This window comes from Methanolobus sp. ZRKC2 (assembly GCF_045291185.1).
Classification (GTDB): Archaea; Halobacteriota; Methanosarcinia; order Methanosarcinales; family Methanosarcinaceae; genus Methanolobus.
In genome coordinates, this window is record NZ_CP146980.1 from 40,384 (window position 1) to 61,164 (window position 20,781).

The 20,781-nt window shown below is 41.7% G+C and carries 14 protein-coding genes; 7 read left to right on the forward strand and 7 right to left on the reverse strand.

Features of this window, described 5'->3' with window-relative positions; genetic code table 11:
* The first annotated feature begins 8 nt into the window (after positions 1-8).
* From gyrA to pdxT, 3 genes are all read left to right on the forward strand, one after another.
* Positions 9-2,522: a DNA gyrase subunit A gene (gene gyrA, locus V7O62_RS00200; protein WP_406656998.1), complete on the forward strand. Its 2,514-nt coding sequence runs from the start codon at positions 9-11 to the stop codon at positions 2,520-2,522.
* A gap of 91 nt (positions 2,523-2,613) precedes the next feature.
* Positions 2,614-3,510 carry a pyridoxal 5'-phosphate synthase lyase subunit PdxS gene (gene pdxS / locus V7O62_RS00205; RefSeq protein WP_406656999.1) on the forward strand — a complete coding sequence of 299 codons (897 nt, stop codon included), beginning with the start codon at positions 2,614-2,616 and terminating at the stop codon, positions 3,508-3,510.
* 47 nt (positions 3,511-3,557) lie between these two features.
* Positions 3,558-4,151 (forward strand): pyridoxal 5'-phosphate synthase glutaminase subunit PdxT, encoded by a 594-nt coding sequence (gene pdxT / locus V7O62_RS00210; RefSeq protein WP_406657000.1) that lies wholly within the window; start codon positions 3,558-3,560, stop codon positions 4,149-4,151.
* A 46-nt stretch (positions 4,152-4,197) separates the two neighbouring features.
* Here pdxT and V7O62_RS00215 read toward each other — a convergent pair whose 3' ends face one another.
* Positions 4,198-4,833 (reverse strand): UPF0228 family protein, encoded by a 636-nt coding sequence (locus V7O62_RS00215; RefSeq protein ID WP_406657001.1) that lies wholly within the window; start codon positions 4,831-4,833, stop codon positions 4,198-4,200.
* Positions 4,834-5,137: 304 nt separating this feature from the next.
* The gene (locus tag V7O62_RS00220; protein WP_406657002.1) at positions 5,138-5,956 is read right to left on the reverse strand and encodes a class I SAM-dependent methyltransferase; all 819 of its coding nucleotides are present in this window, start codon (positions 5,954-5,956) and stop codon (positions 5,138-5,140) included.
* A gap of 896 nt (positions 5,957-6,852) precedes the next feature.
* Between V7O62_RS00220 and V7O62_RS00225 the strand changes: the two genes are divergently transcribed.
* The 4 genes from V7O62_RS00225 to V7O62_RS00240 are packed head-to-tail and all read left to right on the forward strand — an operon-like array spanning position 6,853 to position 8,749.
* Positions 6,853-7,083 carry a hypothetical protein gene (locus V7O62_RS00225; protein ID WP_406657003.1) on the forward strand — a complete coding sequence of 77 codons (231 nt, stop codon included), beginning with the start codon at positions 6,853-6,855 and terminating at the stop codon, positions 7,081-7,083.
* Positions 7,084-7,086: 3 nt separating this feature from the next.
* Positions 7,087-7,764, forward strand: coding sequence for a DUF2162 domain-containing protein (locus tag V7O62_RS00230; protein WP_406657004.1), 678 nt, complete (start codon positions 7,087-7,089; stop codon positions 7,762-7,764).
* A complete protein-coding gene (locus V7O62_RS00235; RefSeq protein ID WP_406657005.1) occupies positions 7,764-8,387 on the forward strand; it encodes a MotA/TolQ/ExbB proton channel family protein in 624 nt (207 codons plus the stop codon). Before V7O62_RS00230 ends, V7O62_RS00235 begins: the two co-directional genes overlap by 1 nt.
* Complete coding sequence (locus V7O62_RS00240; protein ID WP_406657006.1) at positions 8,384-8,749, forward strand: DUF2149 domain-containing protein; 366 nt, start codon at positions 8,384-8,386, stop codon at positions 8,747-8,749. Before V7O62_RS00235 ends, V7O62_RS00240 begins: the two co-directional genes overlap by 4 nt.
* Positions 8,750-8,752: 3 nt before the next feature.
* Here the strand turns inward: V7O62_RS00240 and V7O62_RS00245 are convergent, their stop codons facing one another.
* The 5 genes from V7O62_RS00245 to V7O62_RS00265 form a co-directional block, all read right to left on the reverse strand.
* Positions 8,753-9,133, reverse strand: a complete 381-nt coding sequence (locus V7O62_RS00245) for a metal-dependent transcriptional regulator (protein WP_406657007.1) — start codon at positions 9,131-9,133, stop codon at positions 8,753-8,755.
* 150 nt (positions 9,134-9,283) lie between these two features.
* Positions 9,284-11,032 (reverse strand): ABC transporter ATP-binding protein, encoded by a 1,749-nt coding sequence (locus V7O62_RS00250; protein WP_406657008.1) that lies wholly within the window; start codon positions 11,030-11,032, stop codon positions 9,284-9,286.
* Complete coding sequence (locus V7O62_RS00255) at positions 11,019-12,794, reverse strand: ABC transporter ATP-binding protein (protein WP_406657009.1); 1,776 nt, start codon at positions 12,792-12,794, stop codon at positions 11,019-11,021. The genes V7O62_RS00250 and V7O62_RS00255 overlap by 14 nt, the downstream gene beginning before the upstream one ends.
* A 1,255-nt stretch (positions 12,795-14,049) precedes the next feature.
* Positions 14,050-19,446 carry a cobaltochelatase subunit CobN gene (locus V7O62_RS00260; RefSeq protein WP_406657010.1) on the reverse strand — a complete coding sequence of 1,799 codons (5,397 nt, stop codon included), beginning with the start codon at positions 19,444-19,446 and terminating at the stop codon, positions 14,050-14,052.
* Between the two features lie 828 nt (positions 19,447-20,274).
* Positions 20,275-20,760, reverse strand: coding sequence for a metal-dependent transcriptional regulator (locus V7O62_RS00265; protein ID WP_406657011.1), 486 nt, complete (start codon positions 20,758-20,760; stop codon positions 20,275-20,277).
* Positions 20,761-20,781: the final 21 nt, after the last annotated feature.

Sequence of the window (20,781 nt, forward strand, 5' to 3'; positions counted from 1 at the left end):
GAACAAAAATGGCAGATAATATTGATAATGAAAATATTCAGGACAAAGACTCTCCGGATAACCCTGAAGATGAAGTCTCCTTTGACATCCAGCCTACGGACACAGGTGAAAGAATACTTCCTGTTCTCATTGAAGATGAGATGAAGAGCTCCTTCATGGATTATGCGATGAGTGTTATTGTGAGCCGTGCCTTGCCAGATGCAAAGGATGGCCTTAAGCCTGTTCATCGCAGGATTCTCTATGCAATGAAAGAGGCAGGCATAACTCATGACAAGGCTTACAAGAAGTCTGCCCGTGTAGTGGGAGACGTTCTCGGTAAATATCACCCACATGGTGATAGTGCAGTCTATGATTCGCTTGTGAGAATGGTGCAGGATTTTTCCCTGCGTTATCCGCTTATTGACGGCCAGGGTAACTTCGGCTCAATTGATGGTGATTCCGCAGCAGCCATGCGTTATACTGAAACGCGCATGGATAAGATTGCAGATGAGATTCTAATCGATCTTGATAAGAATACGGTGTCTACCAGACCTAATTATGATGGTTCGCTGGAAGAACCAACTGTGCTGCCGGCAAAATTGCCAAATCTACTCATCAACGGCTCTACAGGTATTGCTGTTGGTATGGCAACCAATATGGCACCTCATAACCTTACAGAGGTCATTGATGCAACCCTGATGCTCATCGATAATCCTGATGCTACGGTTTCTGACCTCATGCAGTTCATCAAGGGTCCGGATTTCCCCACAGGTGCCACGATATTTGGGACACAGGGTATCAGGAGTGCTTATGAAACCGGACGAGGCAGGGTACAGCTTCGGGCTGTGGCAGAGATCGAGGAGATCAAAAAAGACAAATATGCTATAATTGTCACCGAGCTTCCCTATCAGGTTAACAAGTCCAAACTCATAGAGGATATAGCTTCACTGGTACGAGACAAAAAAATTGTAGGTATTTCCGATCTGCGTGATGAATCTGACCGCGATGGTATTCGTATCATGGTGGAGCTTACCCGTAGTACAAATCCTAATGTAGTGCTCAACCAGCTCTACAAGCATACTCAAATGCAGACGACCTTCGGTATCATTAACCTTGCTTTGGTGGATGACATTCCAAGGGAGCTGGGCCTGAAAGAAATTTTGCAGATATATCTTGAGCACCGGATTGATGTTATCCAGAAACGTACTCAGTTCCAGCTTAATAAAGCTGAGGAAAGGGCTCACATTTTAAGAGGTTTGAAGATCGCTCTTGATCACCTGGATGAAGTAATATCCCTGATCAGGTCTTCAAAGGATGTGGAAACAGCTCGTAATGGACTTATAGAGAAATTCGGTCTTGATGAGATACAGGCAAAAGCTATCCTTGACATGCGTTTGCAAAAGCTGACAGGACTTGAAAGGCAGAAGATTGATGACGAGTACAATGATCTCATGAAACTCATTGCTGATCTGAAGGAAATCCTTGCCAGTGATGAAAAGAAGTATGCAATTATCGTATCCGAACTCAATGACCTTAAAGAACGGTTCGGTGATGCAAGAAGGACCCTGATCAATGGAACTGTCGAAGAGCTGGAAGATGAGGATCTCATCCCTGATGAAGATGTGGTTGTGACCATTACCAACAGCGGTTACATAAAGCGTCTTCCTGTGGATACCTATTCCAAGCAGCATAGGGGTGGTAAAGGTGTCATTGGCATGGATACCAAGGACGAGGATTTTGTTACCGATATCTTCGTAGCATCAACACACAATTATATTCTGTTCTTTACTAACAGGGGAAGAGTGCACTGGCAGAAGGTGTACGGAATACCCGAAGGCAGCAGGCAGTCTCGTGGCAAGGCGATAGTTAATCTCCTCGAATTAGGGGAGGGTGAATTCGTCACTGCAATGATACCCGTGAGCAAATTCGTAGAGGACAGCTATCTTTTCATGGCAACCCGTATGGGTACTGTTAAGAAGAGTCAGCTTTCGGACTTCAGCAACCCGAGGAAGGGCGGCATAATTGCCCTGAAACTGGATGATGATGATGCACTTCTGAATGTCACACTGACAGACGGCTCAAAGGATATCGTGCTTGTTTCAAGGCACGGTAAGGCCATAAGGTTCTCTGAGAATGACGTGCGTCCAATGGGTCGTGGTGCACGCGGAGTTCGGGGAATGAAGCTTGAGGCACATGATGCCGTTGTCAGCCTTGATATTGTGGATGAAGCTGCATCACTTCTTACGGTAACGGAGAACGGCTTTGGAAAAAGGACTGAGTTCGGGGAATACCGAACCATGCGCAGAGGTGGACAGGGAGTAATCACTATCGTAACCAGTCTACGCAACGGTCCGGTCATCAATGTTAAGTCCGTAAAAGCTGATGATGAGATAATGCTGACCAGCTCAGAGGGTATTATCATCCGTATTCCTGTGAGGGATATACGTGTTCAGGGACGTAACACCCAGGGAGTCAAGATAATGGATGTGCGTACCGGTGATAAGGTGGTCGGAGTTGCGAGAATAAGAGCTGATGAACAATGATGTAAATGCTTTTAAGCATAAACCTTATTTAATAGTCTACAATCTGGAAAGCGATTCAGAATAATTGTTGAGTAATTATCAGGATGATATTATGGAACTCGAAAAATTGAGACATGGTACTGAACTTATAAAGCGTGGTTTTGCAAAGATGCAAAAGGGTGGCGTGATCATGGATGTCACAAACCCTGAACAGGCACGCATTGCAGAAGAAGCCGGAGCTGTTGCTGTCATGGCACTTCAGGCTGTCCCTGCTGATATCAGAAAAGCTGGTGGTGTTGCCCGGATGGCTGACCCACAGATGGTAGCAGAGATCATTGACACTGTTACTATTCCCGTAATGGCTAAGGCACGTATCGGTCACTTCGTAGAGGCGGAAATCCTCCAGTCTCTTGGTGCTGACATGGTTGATGAGTCTGAAGTACTGACACCTGCTGATAATAAGTATCACATTGACAAGACTGAGTTCACTGTTCCATTCGTATGTGGTGCAAGAAACCTCGGAGAAGCCTTACGCAGGATTAACGAAGGTGCTGCAATGATACGTACTAAGGGTGAAGCAGGAACCGGTGATGTGAGCGAGGCAGTTAAGCACATGAAACAGATCATGGGTGAGGTCCGTGCACTCAAAGGTATGACAAAGGAAGAGATGATTGCTGTTGCACGTGAGATTGAAGCTCCGATAGAGCTTGTTATCGAAACTGCAAACCTTCAGAGACTTCCGGTAGTTAACTTCGCAGCTGGTGGCGTTGCAACACCTGCCGATGCAGCTCTTATGATGCGCCTGGGTGCTGATGGTGTTTTTGTCGGATCCGGAATATTCAAGGCAGAGAATCCCGAGAAGATGGCAAAGGCTATCGTTGAGGCCGTGAACAACTATGATAATCCTGAAGTCCTTGCTGATATATCAAAGGGTATCGGTTCAGGCATGAAGGGTATCAGTGTTGATACTATTCCGGAAGAGCAGGCTTTACAGACACGTGGATGGTAAGTCTTAGGTTTCCATCCTTACTTCTTTTTTTATAAAACGGTGTTTTAATGCGCATAGGTGTTATTGCTATTCAGGGTGACGTTTCAGAACATGTTGATGCCCTCAAAAGAGCGCTTGATGAGCGCAGGCTGGTGGCCGAGGTAGTCACAATCAAACATAAGGGCATTGTTCCGGAATGTGATGCACTCATTCTTCCGGGAGGAGAAAGCACAACCCTTGGAAAACTGCTGATACGTGAGGGCATTGCAGAAGAGATACAGGATATGAAGGATGCCGGAAAACCCATTATGGGCACCTGTGCAGGTCTCATATTGCTTGCGAAAAAGGGTGATGAACAGGTAGCAAAGACACACCAGCATCTGCTTGGTCTGATGGACACAAGAGTGAATAGAAATGCATTCGGAAGACAGCGTGATTCTTTCGAAACAGAGCTCGAACTTCCATTCCTCGACAGTCCGTATAATGCTGTTTTCATCCGGGCACCGGGAATTGTGGAAGCCGGGAAAGATGTCACTGTGCTGGCAAGGATTGATGATATGATTATAGCCGCAGAGCAGGAAAATGTCCTGGCACTGGCTTTCCATCCTGAACTGACTCCTGATTCAAGGGTGCACCAGTATTTTCTGGACAAATTGTTCTGACTACTTATCTATTTAGACTAAAAATAGAAAAATACTTACATTATTTTTATCCTTCAATATCAGCAAAAGCTACATCCAAAATTTCATCATTCTTTTCTAGGTCTATTTTCATCTCATTTGCTGTTTTCTCATCTATCCAGTATCTGGATTCATCATCAAAAAAAACATAACACCAAACATATTTTTTCAATTCTAGTTCCTGTTCATCCAGTATTCTAATGAAATCTTCATCATCTACAAGAGGTTTCCATATCTGAATTATATAGTAATTTTCCTTTTTTATATCAGGTCCGGACTCAATCCAATTTTCTGCATTACTTAAATTTTTTTTAATAGCCATCCTTTCATCTTTGTTTACAACTATATAGTGCTTGCCTGCTATGTAGTCAATGTTGTAATCCAATCTATAATCCAGGACGAAATCATAGTTTTCAAGAATTAGCTTTGCTTCTGTTTCATTCGTACCTTCTTGAAATCCAATGACCAATCCTCCTATCTTCCGCTCATTAATTGTTTTTGGAGATTTTCTCCATTCATGTGAAAAATTTGAATTTTTCTCTGTCTTAGGATCAGTGCTTTGAAATGGATCTTTTAATTCTAATATTAAAAAAAATAATGCACTAGACAAAAGTAAAATAATTGATGCAACTAAAATAGTTTTTAATACAACTTCTTTGTTCATGTTTTGACCATTTAAAAATAAAAATGTAGAAAATATCTTAATCTTCTATAAATATTTAATTTATATGTAAAATATTATCCTATTTTCCCAGTAGGTACTGCTTCCATTTGGATCATTTATGTATATAGTATTTATAGCCATTTGCACAACAAAGCTTCATGATTGTGTTTCTAAAATAAGAATTTTTAGAATGACTATTTTCTACAGAGGCATAATTTTCTGTTTTTTAAGAATTTGCTATGGATGTAAAAAAACAAATCTAAGCCATTATATTTACCTATAATTCCCCGTGTCTTCTTACTCCTTATTTTAAAACATCATAATGAAGAAGACAGGCCGATTTCTTGATCCTTGGGATCATGCCAAGAATAGTTCCCTTCATACCCCAACGACCTTTTTCCTGATTCATATAATAAAACGTTTGTCGGTGCTTAATATTCGTAGCCCAGCGTTCCACATCTTTGGGAGCTTTCAGGCCCCAGCGAAAATCTGCATTAACATGTTTTACAGTATCATGACGATGGGACTGCTTGCTTGCCCATGGGCTCATAGCATCGAAGTGTATCTCGGAACCGGGGAAATACTGTGCCAGGTTACTAATAACGGTCTTTACCTGGTCTTCCGGGAAATACATCAGTACGCCTTCAATAATAAAAATAAAATCGCCCTCGGGATGTTTTGCTTTCAGCATATCCATCCATCCTGTTTCCAGCATTGAAGCACTTATGTATTCCTGGTTTGTTTCCGGTGGCAAAAACTTTTCTCTTAATTTGATTACTTCAGGCAGGTCAAGTTCATAGAACACAGCCTTTGTGTTATTGGGTACTCTATGGTATCTGGTATCCAGTCCGCATCCGACAAGAACCACTACAGGCCGGGATTTATTTTTGATAAACTGTGCCACCATGTTGTCGAAGTGACGGACCCTGATCGAAGTGCCGATGCAACTCCACTTTCCTTTCCTGAACTTTGAGAAATCGTAATCTATGCAGTCAACAAGTTCACAGGCTTTTGGGTCTTGGATAATGGCCTTGGGGTGTTTCGTCTCTTCTGAGCGCATAAACAAAGTGATGAATAGGGTCTCTGCTATGTCATTAGTTATTTGTGGTTTGATTTTAGTCATCGTAACATCCTGAATCTTGTTTGATCATGAAACTTGTAAGCAAACACGGCCAATGCCAGTAAAACGATTACTACAAATCCGAGGTTTGAAAAGAAATTGGATTCGTCTGTTTTTCATTTGTTGCCATGTCCTGTTAGGATGGTTTAATTATGACAATTAGGGATATGTATAGGATTCCCTAACATTTTTAGCATTCTTGGATGGGCATGTGTTATTTCTGTAATGGCTAATTTGTGCCATCAATGAGTATGATATTACTTATGGATCAATGAATCTCTGTGTTTGGCTAATTAATTGTCCTATAAAATATAGCTATTACAAAAAGGTTATATAAAACAAAAACAATATAGTATCTGCTATTGTGCAATACGTCTATCGTATAAAGAAGAATCGGCTTCAAAGTGCAACTACATTACTTCCTATATAGCAGAACAATTTTCCTGTCGTATTGCATGATAGCCTCCATACGCTTTTCAGTAATTTTTTCTTTTTTATGTTCTTTGAATCATTGTAGTATCAACAAAAGTTTTATAATATGGTTACAATATGTAGGTATAACTACCAGACAATTTACCTTATCCACAAAATTATAAATCTCTAATATAATCTGAGGAACCGTGTCGCTCAAGTGAATTGTCTGGTAGTCTTTTCTGCTGAACTTTATTTATTAACCAACTCTGACTGATTTTCGATTTTAGTATAAATTGCATATTTGTTCACAAAGGTAAAAGTTTGTTTTTCAGTATTATCCTAACTTTATTTGAGTAGAATTGATGTATGCCTAATATTAATTAACCTGTCTAATAGATATTTGGAATTAAAATAATTGTACCTTAGACACATCTAAGTAGGTTAACCAAAAGATTGCCTATGGGACAAGTTAAAAGGTGGTAGATATGGAAAACAAACATAGATTCAGATTTCTCAGTTTATTCGTAATAGCTTTGCTATATATCAGCCTTCTTCATGTAAATGCAAGCAGCAGTAGCAGTGAAAACCAAAAAAAACTGGCTGGAATCTCAGAAGATGGCTACAGGCTGGAAAAGTCCCTTTCCGAAGTAATGTCCTCTGCCACGTCATTGGATTCAGGAAAAAGAAGTGAACTTTCAACCAGTAAACCGAGGTAAAAAATGGACATAACTTACGCCATTGCGACGGGTATACTGATTTCGATCCTTATATTCGGACTGAAGACCGGTGCAGGATGTGGATTTTCAAGCATAGGGCCAAAAAAAATACTATTGCTGGCAGGGATGTACTTTGTACTGTCTCTCTTAATGGGAATCCTTACTGGCCATATAGATACGCAAGGACTCGAAAATATTGCGGGAATGGGGATGACCATACATTCCATCCTTGCAATTCTGCTTATAGCTGCAGGCATATACACCAGTAAAAAATGGAACTGCGGCTGTGATGTCTCAAAACACACTTTCATGCTGCTTTCACTTCCCTGTCCAGTATGCCTTTCTGCTCTGTTCCTCGCCTGCATGGTCCTTGCAACGACCCTTGAAGTAAGCGGGATATGGGTGGGACTGCTTGTTGGAACTGTGTTCTTTATTTCGGTCGTCAGTTCTGCATTCATTTTCAAAAAAATGGGGAAAAAGCCCGATACTCTCGGAAATATCATGCTTTTCCTTGGTATCTTTTACCTTCTGGGTGTCCTGCTAATCCCTGCATACATAAAAATGCAATCAATGGATCTGAATACAGTATCCGGTGAAAGTGTAGAATTGATGCCATTCCTGGTATTCGGGATATTCATTCTTGCCGGGTACTTTAAAGATAAACTCAGGAGGCATTCCTGATGACTGCCGATTCCTACATTTTCCAGATGCTGTATACATTCTCAGCTTCGATGCTTTATCCGGTAGTCATTATTCTTATACTGCTCGTGGTATTCTCCCTGATTCTCATCGGAGAATTCCTTTCGGAGTACGCAAAAAGAAACCGTGATATCGAAAATCTCGAACTATGCTGCGATACAGCAAGAAAGCATGTAAATTCCACGGAATTCGGTAAGGCGGCCGGATCTCTGCGTAACGTAAAGCAGAACTTCATGGTCACCAGTTTCGCAAAGTCGGCAGCAGAACATCTTGAAGAGAATATGGTGGCTTCAATCGAATGGCTTTCGCAGGAATATGAGATAAAAATGGCAAAACGACTCGAGCAGACTCGGATCGTTGCAACAGTCTCACCAATGCTGGGGCTCATGGGAACCCTAATTCCACTGGGGCCTGCACTCATTGGCCTTTCGCAGGGAGATATAGTACAGCTTGCAAACAACCTCATGATCGCTTTCGCTACAACTGTGGTAGGCCTGTTTGCAGGAACCATAGGATACATACTCACGCAGATAAGAAAAAGATGGTACTGGCAGGATATGGCTGATATTGACTATATTCTCGATACACTGGAGGTAAAGGAATGAAAAAAGCAAGATCCAGCCGGCGAAGGCATATAGACTATGAGGATGAACAGAACCCCCTTACAGGGGTTGCCAACCTTTTTGACATCGCGATGGTTTTCTCTGTAGCACTTTTAGTTGCTCTGGTAATGTCATATCAGCTTCCAGAATTGCTGGATCCTTCAACAGATATGAGCATTGTAAAAAATCCGGGACAGCAGGATATGAAGATTATCATCAGAGAAGAAGGAAAACCTATTGAGGTGCTTAACATGACCGACCAGGTTGGCGGTGGACAGGGAGAAGCCCTTGGTACTGCTTACAAACTGGCTGATGGAAGGGTTGTATATGTGCCTGAGGACAAAGAAAATTCTTCGGTAACTTAAATATCAGGGTAGACGTTTTTTAGAATTAACAAATATTTTCATTTTTTCTATAGTTATATCATGAAGTTCGTGTTCCAGCACACATGCATCTTTTTCTGCGATTTTTTCAGGTACTTTCATGATATCCCTGAGAAGTATCTTTAAATAATCGTGCCTGTTCTCTGCTATCAGTGCAACATTGTTTCCTTTTGCAGTAAGGTTTATGCTCCCGTATTTTACATAATCGACATAACCTTCTTTGTTGAGTCTTTTCATCATTTCAGTCACACTGGGGGCCCTGACATTCATAATAACTGCAATATCCTTTATGCGTGCATAACCCTTTTCCGATTCGATCATCATGATTGCTTTCAAATAATTCTCTGCTTTCCTTGATAACATCATACGTCCAACCTTTCATCCTTTTTTCTTATAGTGTTGACAGCAACTGTTAAGGGCAATTTGTAGATAAATTGCAAAATCACACAGTTCACAATTAATAAAAACAGGACAATAGTCATACTAATGTCCTGTTACGATAATTACCTATAAAATTCAGGAGTTTTTCATTTTCCAGCCTCCTGCTTTTTGTTGTTTCATCCATAGCTGTTGATACAAACCTCCTGCATTTACTAGGAAATCATGAGTTCCCTGCTCCGATATCCTGCCCTCATCCAGCACCAGTATCTGGTCGGCATTTTCTATGGATTTGAAGCGATGAGCAATAACGATCAATGTACGACCCCTTACAAGGTTCTCCAGAGCTTCCTGGATTACTGACTCATTCTCCGGGTCAAGAGAAGCAGTGGCTTCATCAAGCAGTACAATGGGTGCATCTTTAATTATTGCCCTGGCAATTGAAATCCTCTGGCGCTCTCCTCCTGAAAGGGAACTGCCACCTTCGCTGACAATAGTATCATAGCCATTTGGAAGCTTCTCAATAAACTCATCACAACGGGCAAGCCTCGCCGCCTCTTTTATTTCCCGATCCGTTGCATTTTGCTTTCCCACGCGGATATTGTTTGCAATAGTATCATTGAACAGGTACACATCCTGGAATACCATTGAAATGCGGGAAAGAAGCAGGCCGGGATTTATTTTCTTAATTGGGATGCCGCCTATACTGATGGTTCCGTCCTGCACGTCCCAGAAGCGAGCTATAAGGTTGATCATGGTCGATTTACCTGACCCGGAAAGTCCTACCAATGCTGTCATGGAATTTACCGGGAAACAGCAGCTTATATCCTTTAAAACATCATTGTCCTTGTAACGGAAACTGACATTTTCGAATTTGATGGTATTATCAGATGCCAAATCCTGCTTTTCATCAAAAGGTAGTTCTTTTGCTGTCATGACTTCACCTATCCTGTCAATGGACAGGCGGGTATAGCGCATTAGAACCAGAATTGGACCCAGCTTTTTTACCGGTGCGAAGAAATAATACCCAAGCACTGCAAAGGTAAAAAGTTCCGGAATCGATACCTCTCCCGTAACACTCATCATCGCACCCATCGCAAGCATAGCAAGGTAGCCGACATCAAGTATAAAAAGCGCTATTTGTACGGGAATGCCTGCATATACTTCTCCTTTAAAACTTAGTTTTTTCAGCCGTAACATTGCATTGTCAAGGGTGACGAATTTACTGCCTGTCATATCATAGGCTTTCAGTATTCTGGCTGAGCGGGCGTATTCAAGTATCCTGGAAGATGTTTCATTAATGGCTGCTACATGTTCTATGCCTAATAATACTATGATTTTACGGGCCACTAATATGAATACGGCAGCAATCAGCACTGATATGAACATTATACTTGCCAGGGAAGTGTTTATGTACATCAGGAACAGCCCAAGCAGCAGAGGTACCACTACAGATGTGACAATGTCCGGGAGGTTGTGAGACAGGGTGTTTTCTGCCTGGTTTACATCATGTAATAAGCGCCCTGTCACATCTCCCGGGTCTTTCTGCTTGAAAAAGCCAAGGGGGAGTCTCCTTAGCTTGTTTCCTAGTGTAAGACGCAGGTCTGTTGATATGGAATAAGCACGTACGTAATTATTAGTCTGGCTCCAGATCGACAGTAGCAGGTACAATATGAATGCTGCTGCGTAGAGTGCATACAATTGCCAGAGGTTCGAAAAGTCATACGGTGTATTAAGAAATACAGGAAGTACTAATTCCAGAATGAACAGATAAAGAAGAGCACTGAACATGCCACGTGGGATATCAGAAAGGAAATTTAAACCTACTATACTCAAAATATCTTTTTTATTTTCTCCGTATAGACTCCATGAATTATCTTGCTTCACTTAATACCACCTCTTCTGAAAGTTTCCAGTGCCTTGCTTTCGTGTGTGCTTTCCACATACTATAATACAACTTGTGTTTCTCGAGCAGTTGTTCATGGGTGCCTTGTTCTACAATTTTCCCTTTGTTTACAACGAGAATGGAATCCGCATTGACAATTGTCGAGAGACGATGTGCTATAACCACTACAGTTTTACCTGTCATTAATCTGGAAAATGCTTCCTGCATCCGTGTCTCATTTTCAGCATCGGCATAGGAGCTTGCTTCATCCAGTAGGATAATCGGGGGATCTTTGAGTATTACTCTTGCAAGGGCAATACGCTGTTTTTCGCCTCCGCTCAAATGGACTTCACCACCCTCACCTATTACGGTGTCGTATCCCTTGGGCAGGGACAGAATGAAATCATGGCACGCAGCAGCCATAGCAGCCTTTTCAATAGATTCCTGGGAAACGCCATCTTTGCCCATGCGGATATTTTCCCTTACAGTGTCTGTAAGCATCTGGACTTCCTGAAATACAGTTCCGACTGTTTTGTTAACACCGTAAGTTCCCATTTCCTGCAAACCTACACCGCCAATCCTGATCTCCCCGCAGGATACATCCCACATTCTTGCCATGAGGTTCACGAGAGTAGTTTTACCGGCTCCGCTTGGCCCTACGATAGCCGTAAAAGAACCTTCGGGTATACTTGCATTGATGTTTGATAGGACATCGGTTTCATGATATTGGAAACTTACATTATCGAGTCTGATGTCATGTGTAGTGGGAAGGAGTGGAAGATCGGGTTCTGGAAGGGATTCTTCTGCAAGAATAGATTCAATACGTTTTGTTCCCTCGAATATGTACTCCGAATGAGAAACAATTGTTATGAAGGGTACAAATTCACAGAAACACCCCAGACCAAGAAGCAGGAAGAGTATCATTGTTGCAACGTCTATCTGCCCTGTCTGAAGAAGATAAATACCTGCAGGAATGACAAAGATTCCGCCACCTATCACAATAGCAGAAAAACCAGCCCAATAGGGACTACTGGTTTTTGATATTCGAAGCACGAATTTCCGGTAGTCTATTACCGATTTTTTTAAACGTTTGAATGAATCCAACGTCTGATTAAAAACTTTGACTGCGGGCATCCCCTGGACGTATTCCACACTTGTGGAGTTCATTTTTTCAAGAGAATCGTGATACTCTTTAAAAGCTTCACGCCTTTTCTGGCCAGAGCCGGCCCCGCTCCACATCATTTTTACGAGAACCAGGCCAATTGGCAGGGGTAGTGCAGCTGCGAGAGCCAGACGCCAGTCAACTGTAAAAAGGAGAATGAGTGTGACAATTGGAAGGACGAGCCCTGAAACCATATCAGGGATGTGGTGAGCAACAAAATTTTCAATAGTCTCTACGTCTTCCTGAATTACTTTACGGATCCTGCCTGTGTTGTTAGAGGTCCAGAACCCCATAGGAAGGGTGCCGATATGTTCTGTCAGGCACTTACGGATTATGTATAAGAGATCAAAAGCCGCAATATGGCTGAAAACAAAACTGGATGTGACTAATATGTAACGCAGGACTATGGCAACGAGACCATAGACAAGCATTTGTATTACAGGTTCAGCCGGTGCGTTAATTCCTGATTCAAGATAGTACCTGATTATGTAGAAGATAATCACGTATGGAACAATATACAACACAGAACCAAGTGCTGCCAGTGTCACAGACAATAAAAATTCAAGTTTTTTCTTTTTTACAATTTCTAATAATAACTCCATTTACATTCCCCTTTTCAGGATACGTACTTTCTCTATAGTGAATACAAGAGATTTTAGTTATGCCTAATTTAAAATGTTATATCTACATACATTTGATATAAACCTTTGTATTTATGAAAATATGAATGACTGTAAAATAGTGTGTCTAGTATTTTTCAAGTCTTAGCATACGCATATTTTCATAAAATCTTCTTCTTAATATTTTTGCATCAAAAATTATGTACTATGTTACCATAAAAGTTAATGATATGCCAAAATGCATATATATAACGTAATTTAGTAGTACTTACAATTAAAAATAGGCATTACTATATTAGCTGCAGGACAAATTATGAAGGATTCCTACCGATAAATGGAGTTCAGTATATGGGATGGAAACTATCAAGAAGGACTCATCAGCGTTTCAGACATTTCAGGTTATGGCGTGAAACGGATTACTCAAAAGATAATTTGAGATACAAAACATTTGAACCAAAAGAACTATCCTGCTCTCCTAAGCGATCAAAACCGGAGCTTGAGTCTCACTTAAAGGTTCGACTTACTAACCGGAAGATAAATGCATAGTTTAAAGTTTGCACTACTACTTTCACTAACTTGCAAAACACAACTTGGGTGTATATATATTTACAAATTTTTGTTGTATGACTGTTGTTTCATGTGGGTAATGATCCTTAATGAATTAACAATCTAAAGGAGCACCTAAAAAACATATCGAATCCGTCGTAATAACCAATCAAAAGGTGTTTAGAGGACAAACGGTACCTGATTTGTCCTCATATTCTGTTTACTACCCCAAAGAGGTAATTTGCGTATTCTTCATAGTTTCTCACTAACTATGAAGGCTAACATGCAACAAAATTCCAACTTCAAGAGATAGAAAAAACAACTGCAAAATAGGTAACAGTTGATTTGTCTGTGCGGAGTTGCATAATAGCAACATCTACTATGTGTTTGGAGTATTTATTATTTTTGATTAACTTACAAACATTAGGTATGACTATATCATATCTAAAACACCATCTGATACCAAAAAGTGAATGCGCTACTAAAATTACGATAGATCTTCGTTTCAATTTATGCTACAACTCCAAAGACCATCGATTTTCTAGAAGGAGTTCTACTTTCTATTTTGTAGAAATCATACATGACGGGAAAATAGACTTAAAGAATATCGGTATGGATAGGGTAATACGAAGGCAGACCTATAAAAAAAATTGCACCCCACCTTGCGGATCAGGGTGCTTTTCAGGAATTCTCAGCTTCTTCTGAATCCCATATATACTACTCCAAGGGTCATCAATACGATCACTGTTCCGAGGATTGCCGCTCCCGATGATGACATTCCGGAAGCTCCATCCTGGCTGTCTGAAGTAGCCTCTGGTTGCATTTCATACCCTTCCACGTAGTTGTCAGGGGTAGGGGAATGCAACTTATCTGTTCCGTAACCACCATCTGCGTTGGATGTCTGGTTACTTTTACTTTCTCCATGTTTTTCATTGCTGCTTGCAGAAACCACCTTTGCGCTGCCGGTACCGCTACCGCCTGAAGAGCTATCACTGGAATCAAGTGACACCGGAGATGCCACAAATCCCTTGGTATACTCATCTAAAAGAACGTTTCCACAGCAAATAGCACAGCAACATGGTCCGTTATTATTTATGGACTCCTGGTACTCGTTTGCAAGTTTCTGGATAATCTCCTCCGGTGCATCCCAATAAGGATTGCCCTCCCTGTCCAGTTTTCGGGTGGTTTCCAGCATACGTGCAATCATAGTCTGGCGAGCCCATGGGTTTTTTTCCTCAAACCATTCCTTTGTTCCCAGATTATACTTGTCCTCTATGTAGATCTCGTACATTTCTTTCCACATCTCATCTGTGACAGTTCCCGGAAGCATTGCTTCAAGTCCCCAGAGATCATCAAGTAAGCTTTGCATTTCCTGGGCACCTGCATAGTCATGTCCCATCATACCCTGAATCCACTTTGGATTGTAGTATGTTGAGCGCATATCACGTACGAGATAAGAAGCAAGTGTCTCGGTCTTCATGTCGTCCGGATTTTTGAGATTTACAATATACATTTCAGGCGTGGCGCCGTCAATACTCCTTATTGCCATTCCCATTCCGCCAAAGAATTCGTAAACGTGGTCAAAGACAACACTGCTACTGCCTCTGCCATCATTTCCGCTACGGCTGAACAGGAGAGCATCCGTGCCACCAAGAACCTGCTTGAAGAGATCTACATTGTGTTCCCCCCATCCATTTTCACCATATGAGTAAGCCATAGACTTGAGGTACAGGTTCGCAAGATCTTCTTCACTATCCCATGTATCGCTGCGGGTGGTTGCGCCTCTTAAGCCTCCTACACCCCACATTCCGGCCGGCGGGCCGAAAATACGGCTCTGTGAAAGGCTTCTTGCTTCCTCTTCAGTGTAGTTTCCGGTCTCCATCAGGTAATCATAGATGCTATCTGAATTCTGTTTCACATAATTAGGCCATCCACAATTTGTTTCATTTAAGCTGGCTGCCTTTCTTGCAGCTCTGTCCATCATTTCTACCTGAAGTGTCCATGATTCCCTGTAAACACCCGTCATTGTTACCACAACATCAATGCGTGGATGGGTCAATTCTTCACATGGAATCGGTTCTACATCGACAAAATTTCCAAAATCATCCCACACAGGACGCATTCCCATCAGGTAAAGGATCTCTGATTCCATGATTCCTTTATGGCGCATGGTCTCTGCTGACCAGAGGACAAAACCGACTTTTCTCGGATATTCCTCGTCATGGTTTGCTTTCCATTCCTCAAGGAATTCATCGGCGAGTTTTGTTCCTGCATTCCAGACTTCTTCCGGGGGAACGATGTAAGGATTGAAGGCGTAGAAGTTACGTCCTGTGGGCAGGACATGAGGGCTTCGAAGTGGATCGTCTCCGAGTCCTGGAAGAATATATTGTCCTTCCAGGGCATCAAGGACTCTTGGTACTTCAATAGTTGATGCAGCAATGTTCTCTCCGTATGTTATTGCCGTTTCAAGGTCTTCTTTAACTTCCAGTTCATCATGTGACAATTGTGAATGTTCTTTTACAAGGACGACTGTAGCATCTGACGCATTGGTCCTGCCTTCTGCTCCTGGTTGCTTGGACATGTAGTACACTTGCCCGGAGAGGCTGGTTTTTCCGGGAAGTTCTTTCAGGGCATCTACTGTAAGCTTATCTGAGTATTCCATTTTGAATTCACAGTACATATCTTCCATGTTACTGATTAGCAGATCAGACTGTCCACTTTCGTGAATAACTGGTCCTCCAGAGGAGGTCATATCAAGTACCAAATATGCAAGAACCGTATAGTTCCCGTCAGAAAGATTGGTGAAGTTATAGTATCCATCGCTGTCAGTGATTGTGGTTGAAAGCACAGATTCTTGCTTGAGCAGAACCGTTGCATTTGATGCGTTTAACCTTACTCCCTCCATGTCTGAGAACCATACCTGCCCAGAGATGCTGGCTTTCCCGGGAAGCTCTTTGATAGCGTTAACAGATGTTTCGTCAGAACTCTCAAGTTCAATTTCGAGTTTTTCATCTGTGGCATTTACCACAAATAGATCTTCATCTCCAGTCTTGTAAAAGACCATGCCGGGCATTCCGGTTAGTTCGACGCATGAAAGCACGGAATATTTCCCATCTGAGAGGTTATCGAAATAATAGTACCCCTCACTGTCAGTTGTGGTAGTGCCTATTACCTCCTGTGATATGGTTCCTGTAACGTTTAGATAGGTTTCCATCACAGTTTCAGGATTAGTGCCGTTAATCAGAAGATCTGTCAACATCTCGTCAAGTAGGTTTGGGGAATGTGCGGGTTCCAGAACATGCTCGTCTCCGTAAACTTTACCCACATTCTCAAGGAAGCTGCTTCCAAGCATGGATTTTACCATTGCAACAAGGCCTTCTCCTTCAGGAGGCTGGCCAAGGATATGCAATCCGTATGGCATGTATTGCGCTGACAATTCGTGTATGTAGTCATGCAAAGGTCCTCTAATAACAAAAGCTTCAAATTCCTCTTCTGTCATTTCAGTCATGTTTGAAGGCGATACACCAAGTTCGTTTTCAAACCCGACGGTCTCATAGAGATTTATGATTCCTTCTCTGTATTCCATTTTTATGGATTCATTCAGTTGATCTGCTTCTGTATACAAATGGATTTTCTGATGCAGGTTGGACAGGTCTCCGTAAAGACCGGCTTCCACAATCGGAGGAGTTGCGTGGTCTACTATCGCACAGTTTCCTCTTCTTTTTGCAACGACTCCTTCAGCAATACCGCCTACATTGTATACATAGACTACCGGCATGTCTCCTATTACAAGGGCTGGCCAGTCTTCTGTAGCTGAGAGCCCGACTCCTTTGCCTTTGAGCCATTCCTGGGTTCCGTGTTGTCCCAGGTGAACTACCGCATCAGCTTCATATTTGTGTTGCAGCCACAGGTAGAAGGCTATGTACTGATGGTCCGGGGGTAGTGTCTGGTCGTGGTACAGTACTTCAGTATTGTTAGTACCACCACGGGTTGGCTGGGGAGCAAGCAATACATTTCCGAGGGAGATCTTCGGGAAAACAAAGTATTCACCGGACTCATTCTCATATACCATGATTTCTCCGGGAGCTTCTCCCCAAGTATCGATTACTTCGTTTCTTGCTTCTTCGGGAAGCTGGTTGAACATTTCCATGTATTCATCAACAGGCAAAAGTTCGACTTCATTGGTATTCACGATTTTTTCAAGTTCATCGGGAGCCCATGCACCGATATTGCGTCCCTGTTTGAGAACAAGGTCAAGAAGCTCGGTCTGGTTTGGTGTCTGGTTGTTCAGGTCGTAATCACGTTCATCCATCGCTTCCAGCAGAAGGGATATGCTGGGCCCGACATCAAGATTTGCTGCAGCCATTGCACCATCTCTTCCCGGCGAATGATGATAATAGATCAGTGCAACTTTGCGATCTTCATTTTCTATATTTTTCAAATTCACCCAGTTGAGAGTACGGTTTATCATCCATTCCATCTGGGCTGGTATTGGCTCATCAACTAAAATGCCATATTCTTCATCATACTTTTTTCCGCTTACAACAATGGATTCGATATGTCCGCCCATCTCCATGATAGGTATCTGGTACTGGAACCAGAATCCTCTTCCTGTTGTACTGTTTTCCCATTCTTCAATTGTTCCTTCATATTGTATTGCATTGATGATGGGAACATTAGCTTCCTGAAGGTAGCTTGTCTCCTGTATCTGGGTCGAGAGCATGACTCCCATTCCCATATCTATGAAACCGTCTACCACCCACTCATCTTCGTGCTTGAAGAAATCGGGAGCAGTTGTATAAAGTACCCAGTGCATATAGGTCGGAATGACATTTACTCCTCTGGCTTCAAGTCTTCTTACGGCATCATCAATGACTTTGTTTCCGATATTGCCGTCTGTGTTGATCAGGAAAGGCATTCCTATCGTAATATTGTCCGGGTTGTACACATGATGTGTGCCATCGTCTGTGGAATACCATTGGAGGTACTGTTCGATATTCTCAAATGGTAACTCTGCATCAGGATGGTATATTCCATTGGAAGGTATTTCAATAGGTGGCTTAACGTTTCCTTCAGCTCCACAGAAATTTATCAGGATATATGCCAGCATTCTCTGTGCATTAACACCTGTCTGGTTATTCCAGTACTGTTCTATGTGTGGATGTTCTTCCAGATCTACTGTTCCAAGACCAAAACCACCTGCATCGATTACAACAGCATTTGGATCCTTTGTCTCATTAACTATTTCGTGAACCTGAGAGCTGACGCTTTCTCCCATAAAGGACATGGCCGTCATTGATCCGAGGAATATCACGTCATACTCACCAAGATCAACATCATCGGACAATTTATTGTAGGAAACATTGACCGTAGGTTGTCTTGAATAAGCGTAGAGTGAGATGTCAATCCCCTGTTCATTCAAATTAAGCTCTTCTGTCGCATCCTGGATTAAAGGTACAAAATCGTCCCCCACGACAACAAAGGCAATATTTGCAGGAGAAGTAATGTTGAGGTATTCTTCCTCGTTGTTATTCTGGGTGTCATTTTTTGCATAGAGGCCTATTGTTGCTCCCCTTACTGGCCTGTACTGCATCATGGGTGCAGTGGGAGCATATGCTGTCCCGGAGATTGCACCGGTTCCTCCAGATACCGGGGTTACAGTACTGTTTGCCACAATATCATAAAATGATGCTCCCCATGCCATTTCTGTTGGGTTTGTATTATCAAGAAGAGTTACGTTAAGCCATACATCTTCCACAATCTGCTCCCCTGACACAGTAACATCAGCATTCGCTACTGACCAGGAATTCATGGGGAAAGGAGTCCAGTAAGCAAGATAGAGTTTATAATCTCCGTCTGGTACGCCAGAGAAGTAATAATCTCCATCAGGGGCATTCAGGAAATCCTCTTCAAGAGTTCCACTACTCACCGTATCGTCACTATAAGTCCTTGCTATCAAAACATCGTCTGCACCCGGTACATCCGAGAAATCATATGTTGTTGCTGCAGATGCAGCAGGCATGACTACAATTAACATGAATGTCAGAAAAATACTTTTCAATACTGTTTTCTTAGTGTTTTCTTTCATATCCGCCACCATTTTTTGTCTGAATAGAATTGTTTCGGTGAAACAATCTTTCGGAGTAAGCCCTATGTAAATTAGGTGTATAAAAAGAACTTCCGAATAAAGTTAGGACTAAAAGTGCAATAGTGAAATTGATTAATTGTTTGACAAAATTCTATTATTAATGAATAGGCTGCAGATGCTGGCAAAAATCAAGAACCTGGCATCCTGTTTGTAGCGTTCTAGATATTGCTTGCTACCACTGAAACTGCTATACTCTCTTCGCAAAAATATAGCTACAACTATTATTATTCAATTACCCAAAAACATTAAATATTGCAAACACATCATAGTATTTGCTATTATGCAACAAAGATATGCTTTATTATCACCTTTGGAACCTTTAAGGCAGGAGGGTCATTCCTAATCCCATAATATTGTCATTAATGTTGCATAATGGCCTCCATACACTGGCAAAACACTGAAGAAAATAAGTTAAAAAATTCTCCTCTCCGAGGGAACAAAAAAGTAAGTCCTGAGGATGGGTTCTGGTGGCCCCCCGTCCTTTGGACTTACTTTTTTGAAACGTTTTTCTGTCAATAATACATTATGCCAGATTCTCCTTCTTCACTCATTTGTATAATAAAAAACAGTTCCAACAAAATAGAGTGATCAGACATAAAACTGTGGTCTCAATGCCCGAAGCAGGATTTGCTTGTTCAATATATGGATCTGTGAAATACCATCCAAAAAAGAACAATATGATACTTTTTTATTATGTTTTACGTGGCCTAATAGGGCAAAATGAAGATCCGTATTTCCGTATATAGGATTAACATAAAGGTCCGATTGTCAGTTTTCCTTCTTTTCATGTGTCAGTGGATCATCTTTGTCTTCAGGAGCATGTCGGGTATAAACACCCGTTTCATAAAAAAATTTAAAGTTATTCAACCACTGTGGCAAATCTTCGTCCTTTGTGACGAATTCGGTGAGCCTTGAGAGCATTTTCAAGGTTTTAGGACTAATGGCATGTTCTATTTTACAAGCATCCTCTTCGGCGGTTTTGGTATCCAGTCCGAATGTTAGCAAAAAATCCTTTACAACATCGTATTTTTCTTCAGTTCGACAGGCAACTTCTTTCCCTCTGGATGTAAGAGTAACAGCGCCGTATTTTTCATAGTTGATATATCCTTCTTTGTCCAGTTTTTTGAACATTCCGGTGACGGTTGAAGGATTCAGATTCATGATCTCAGAAACATCTTTTACTTTAGCGTATCCTTTTTTCTCGATTATTGAATCCAGCATCTTCAAATAGTCCTCGGTTCTTTCCGTAGTCATTTTAGACCAACTCTTTTTGTG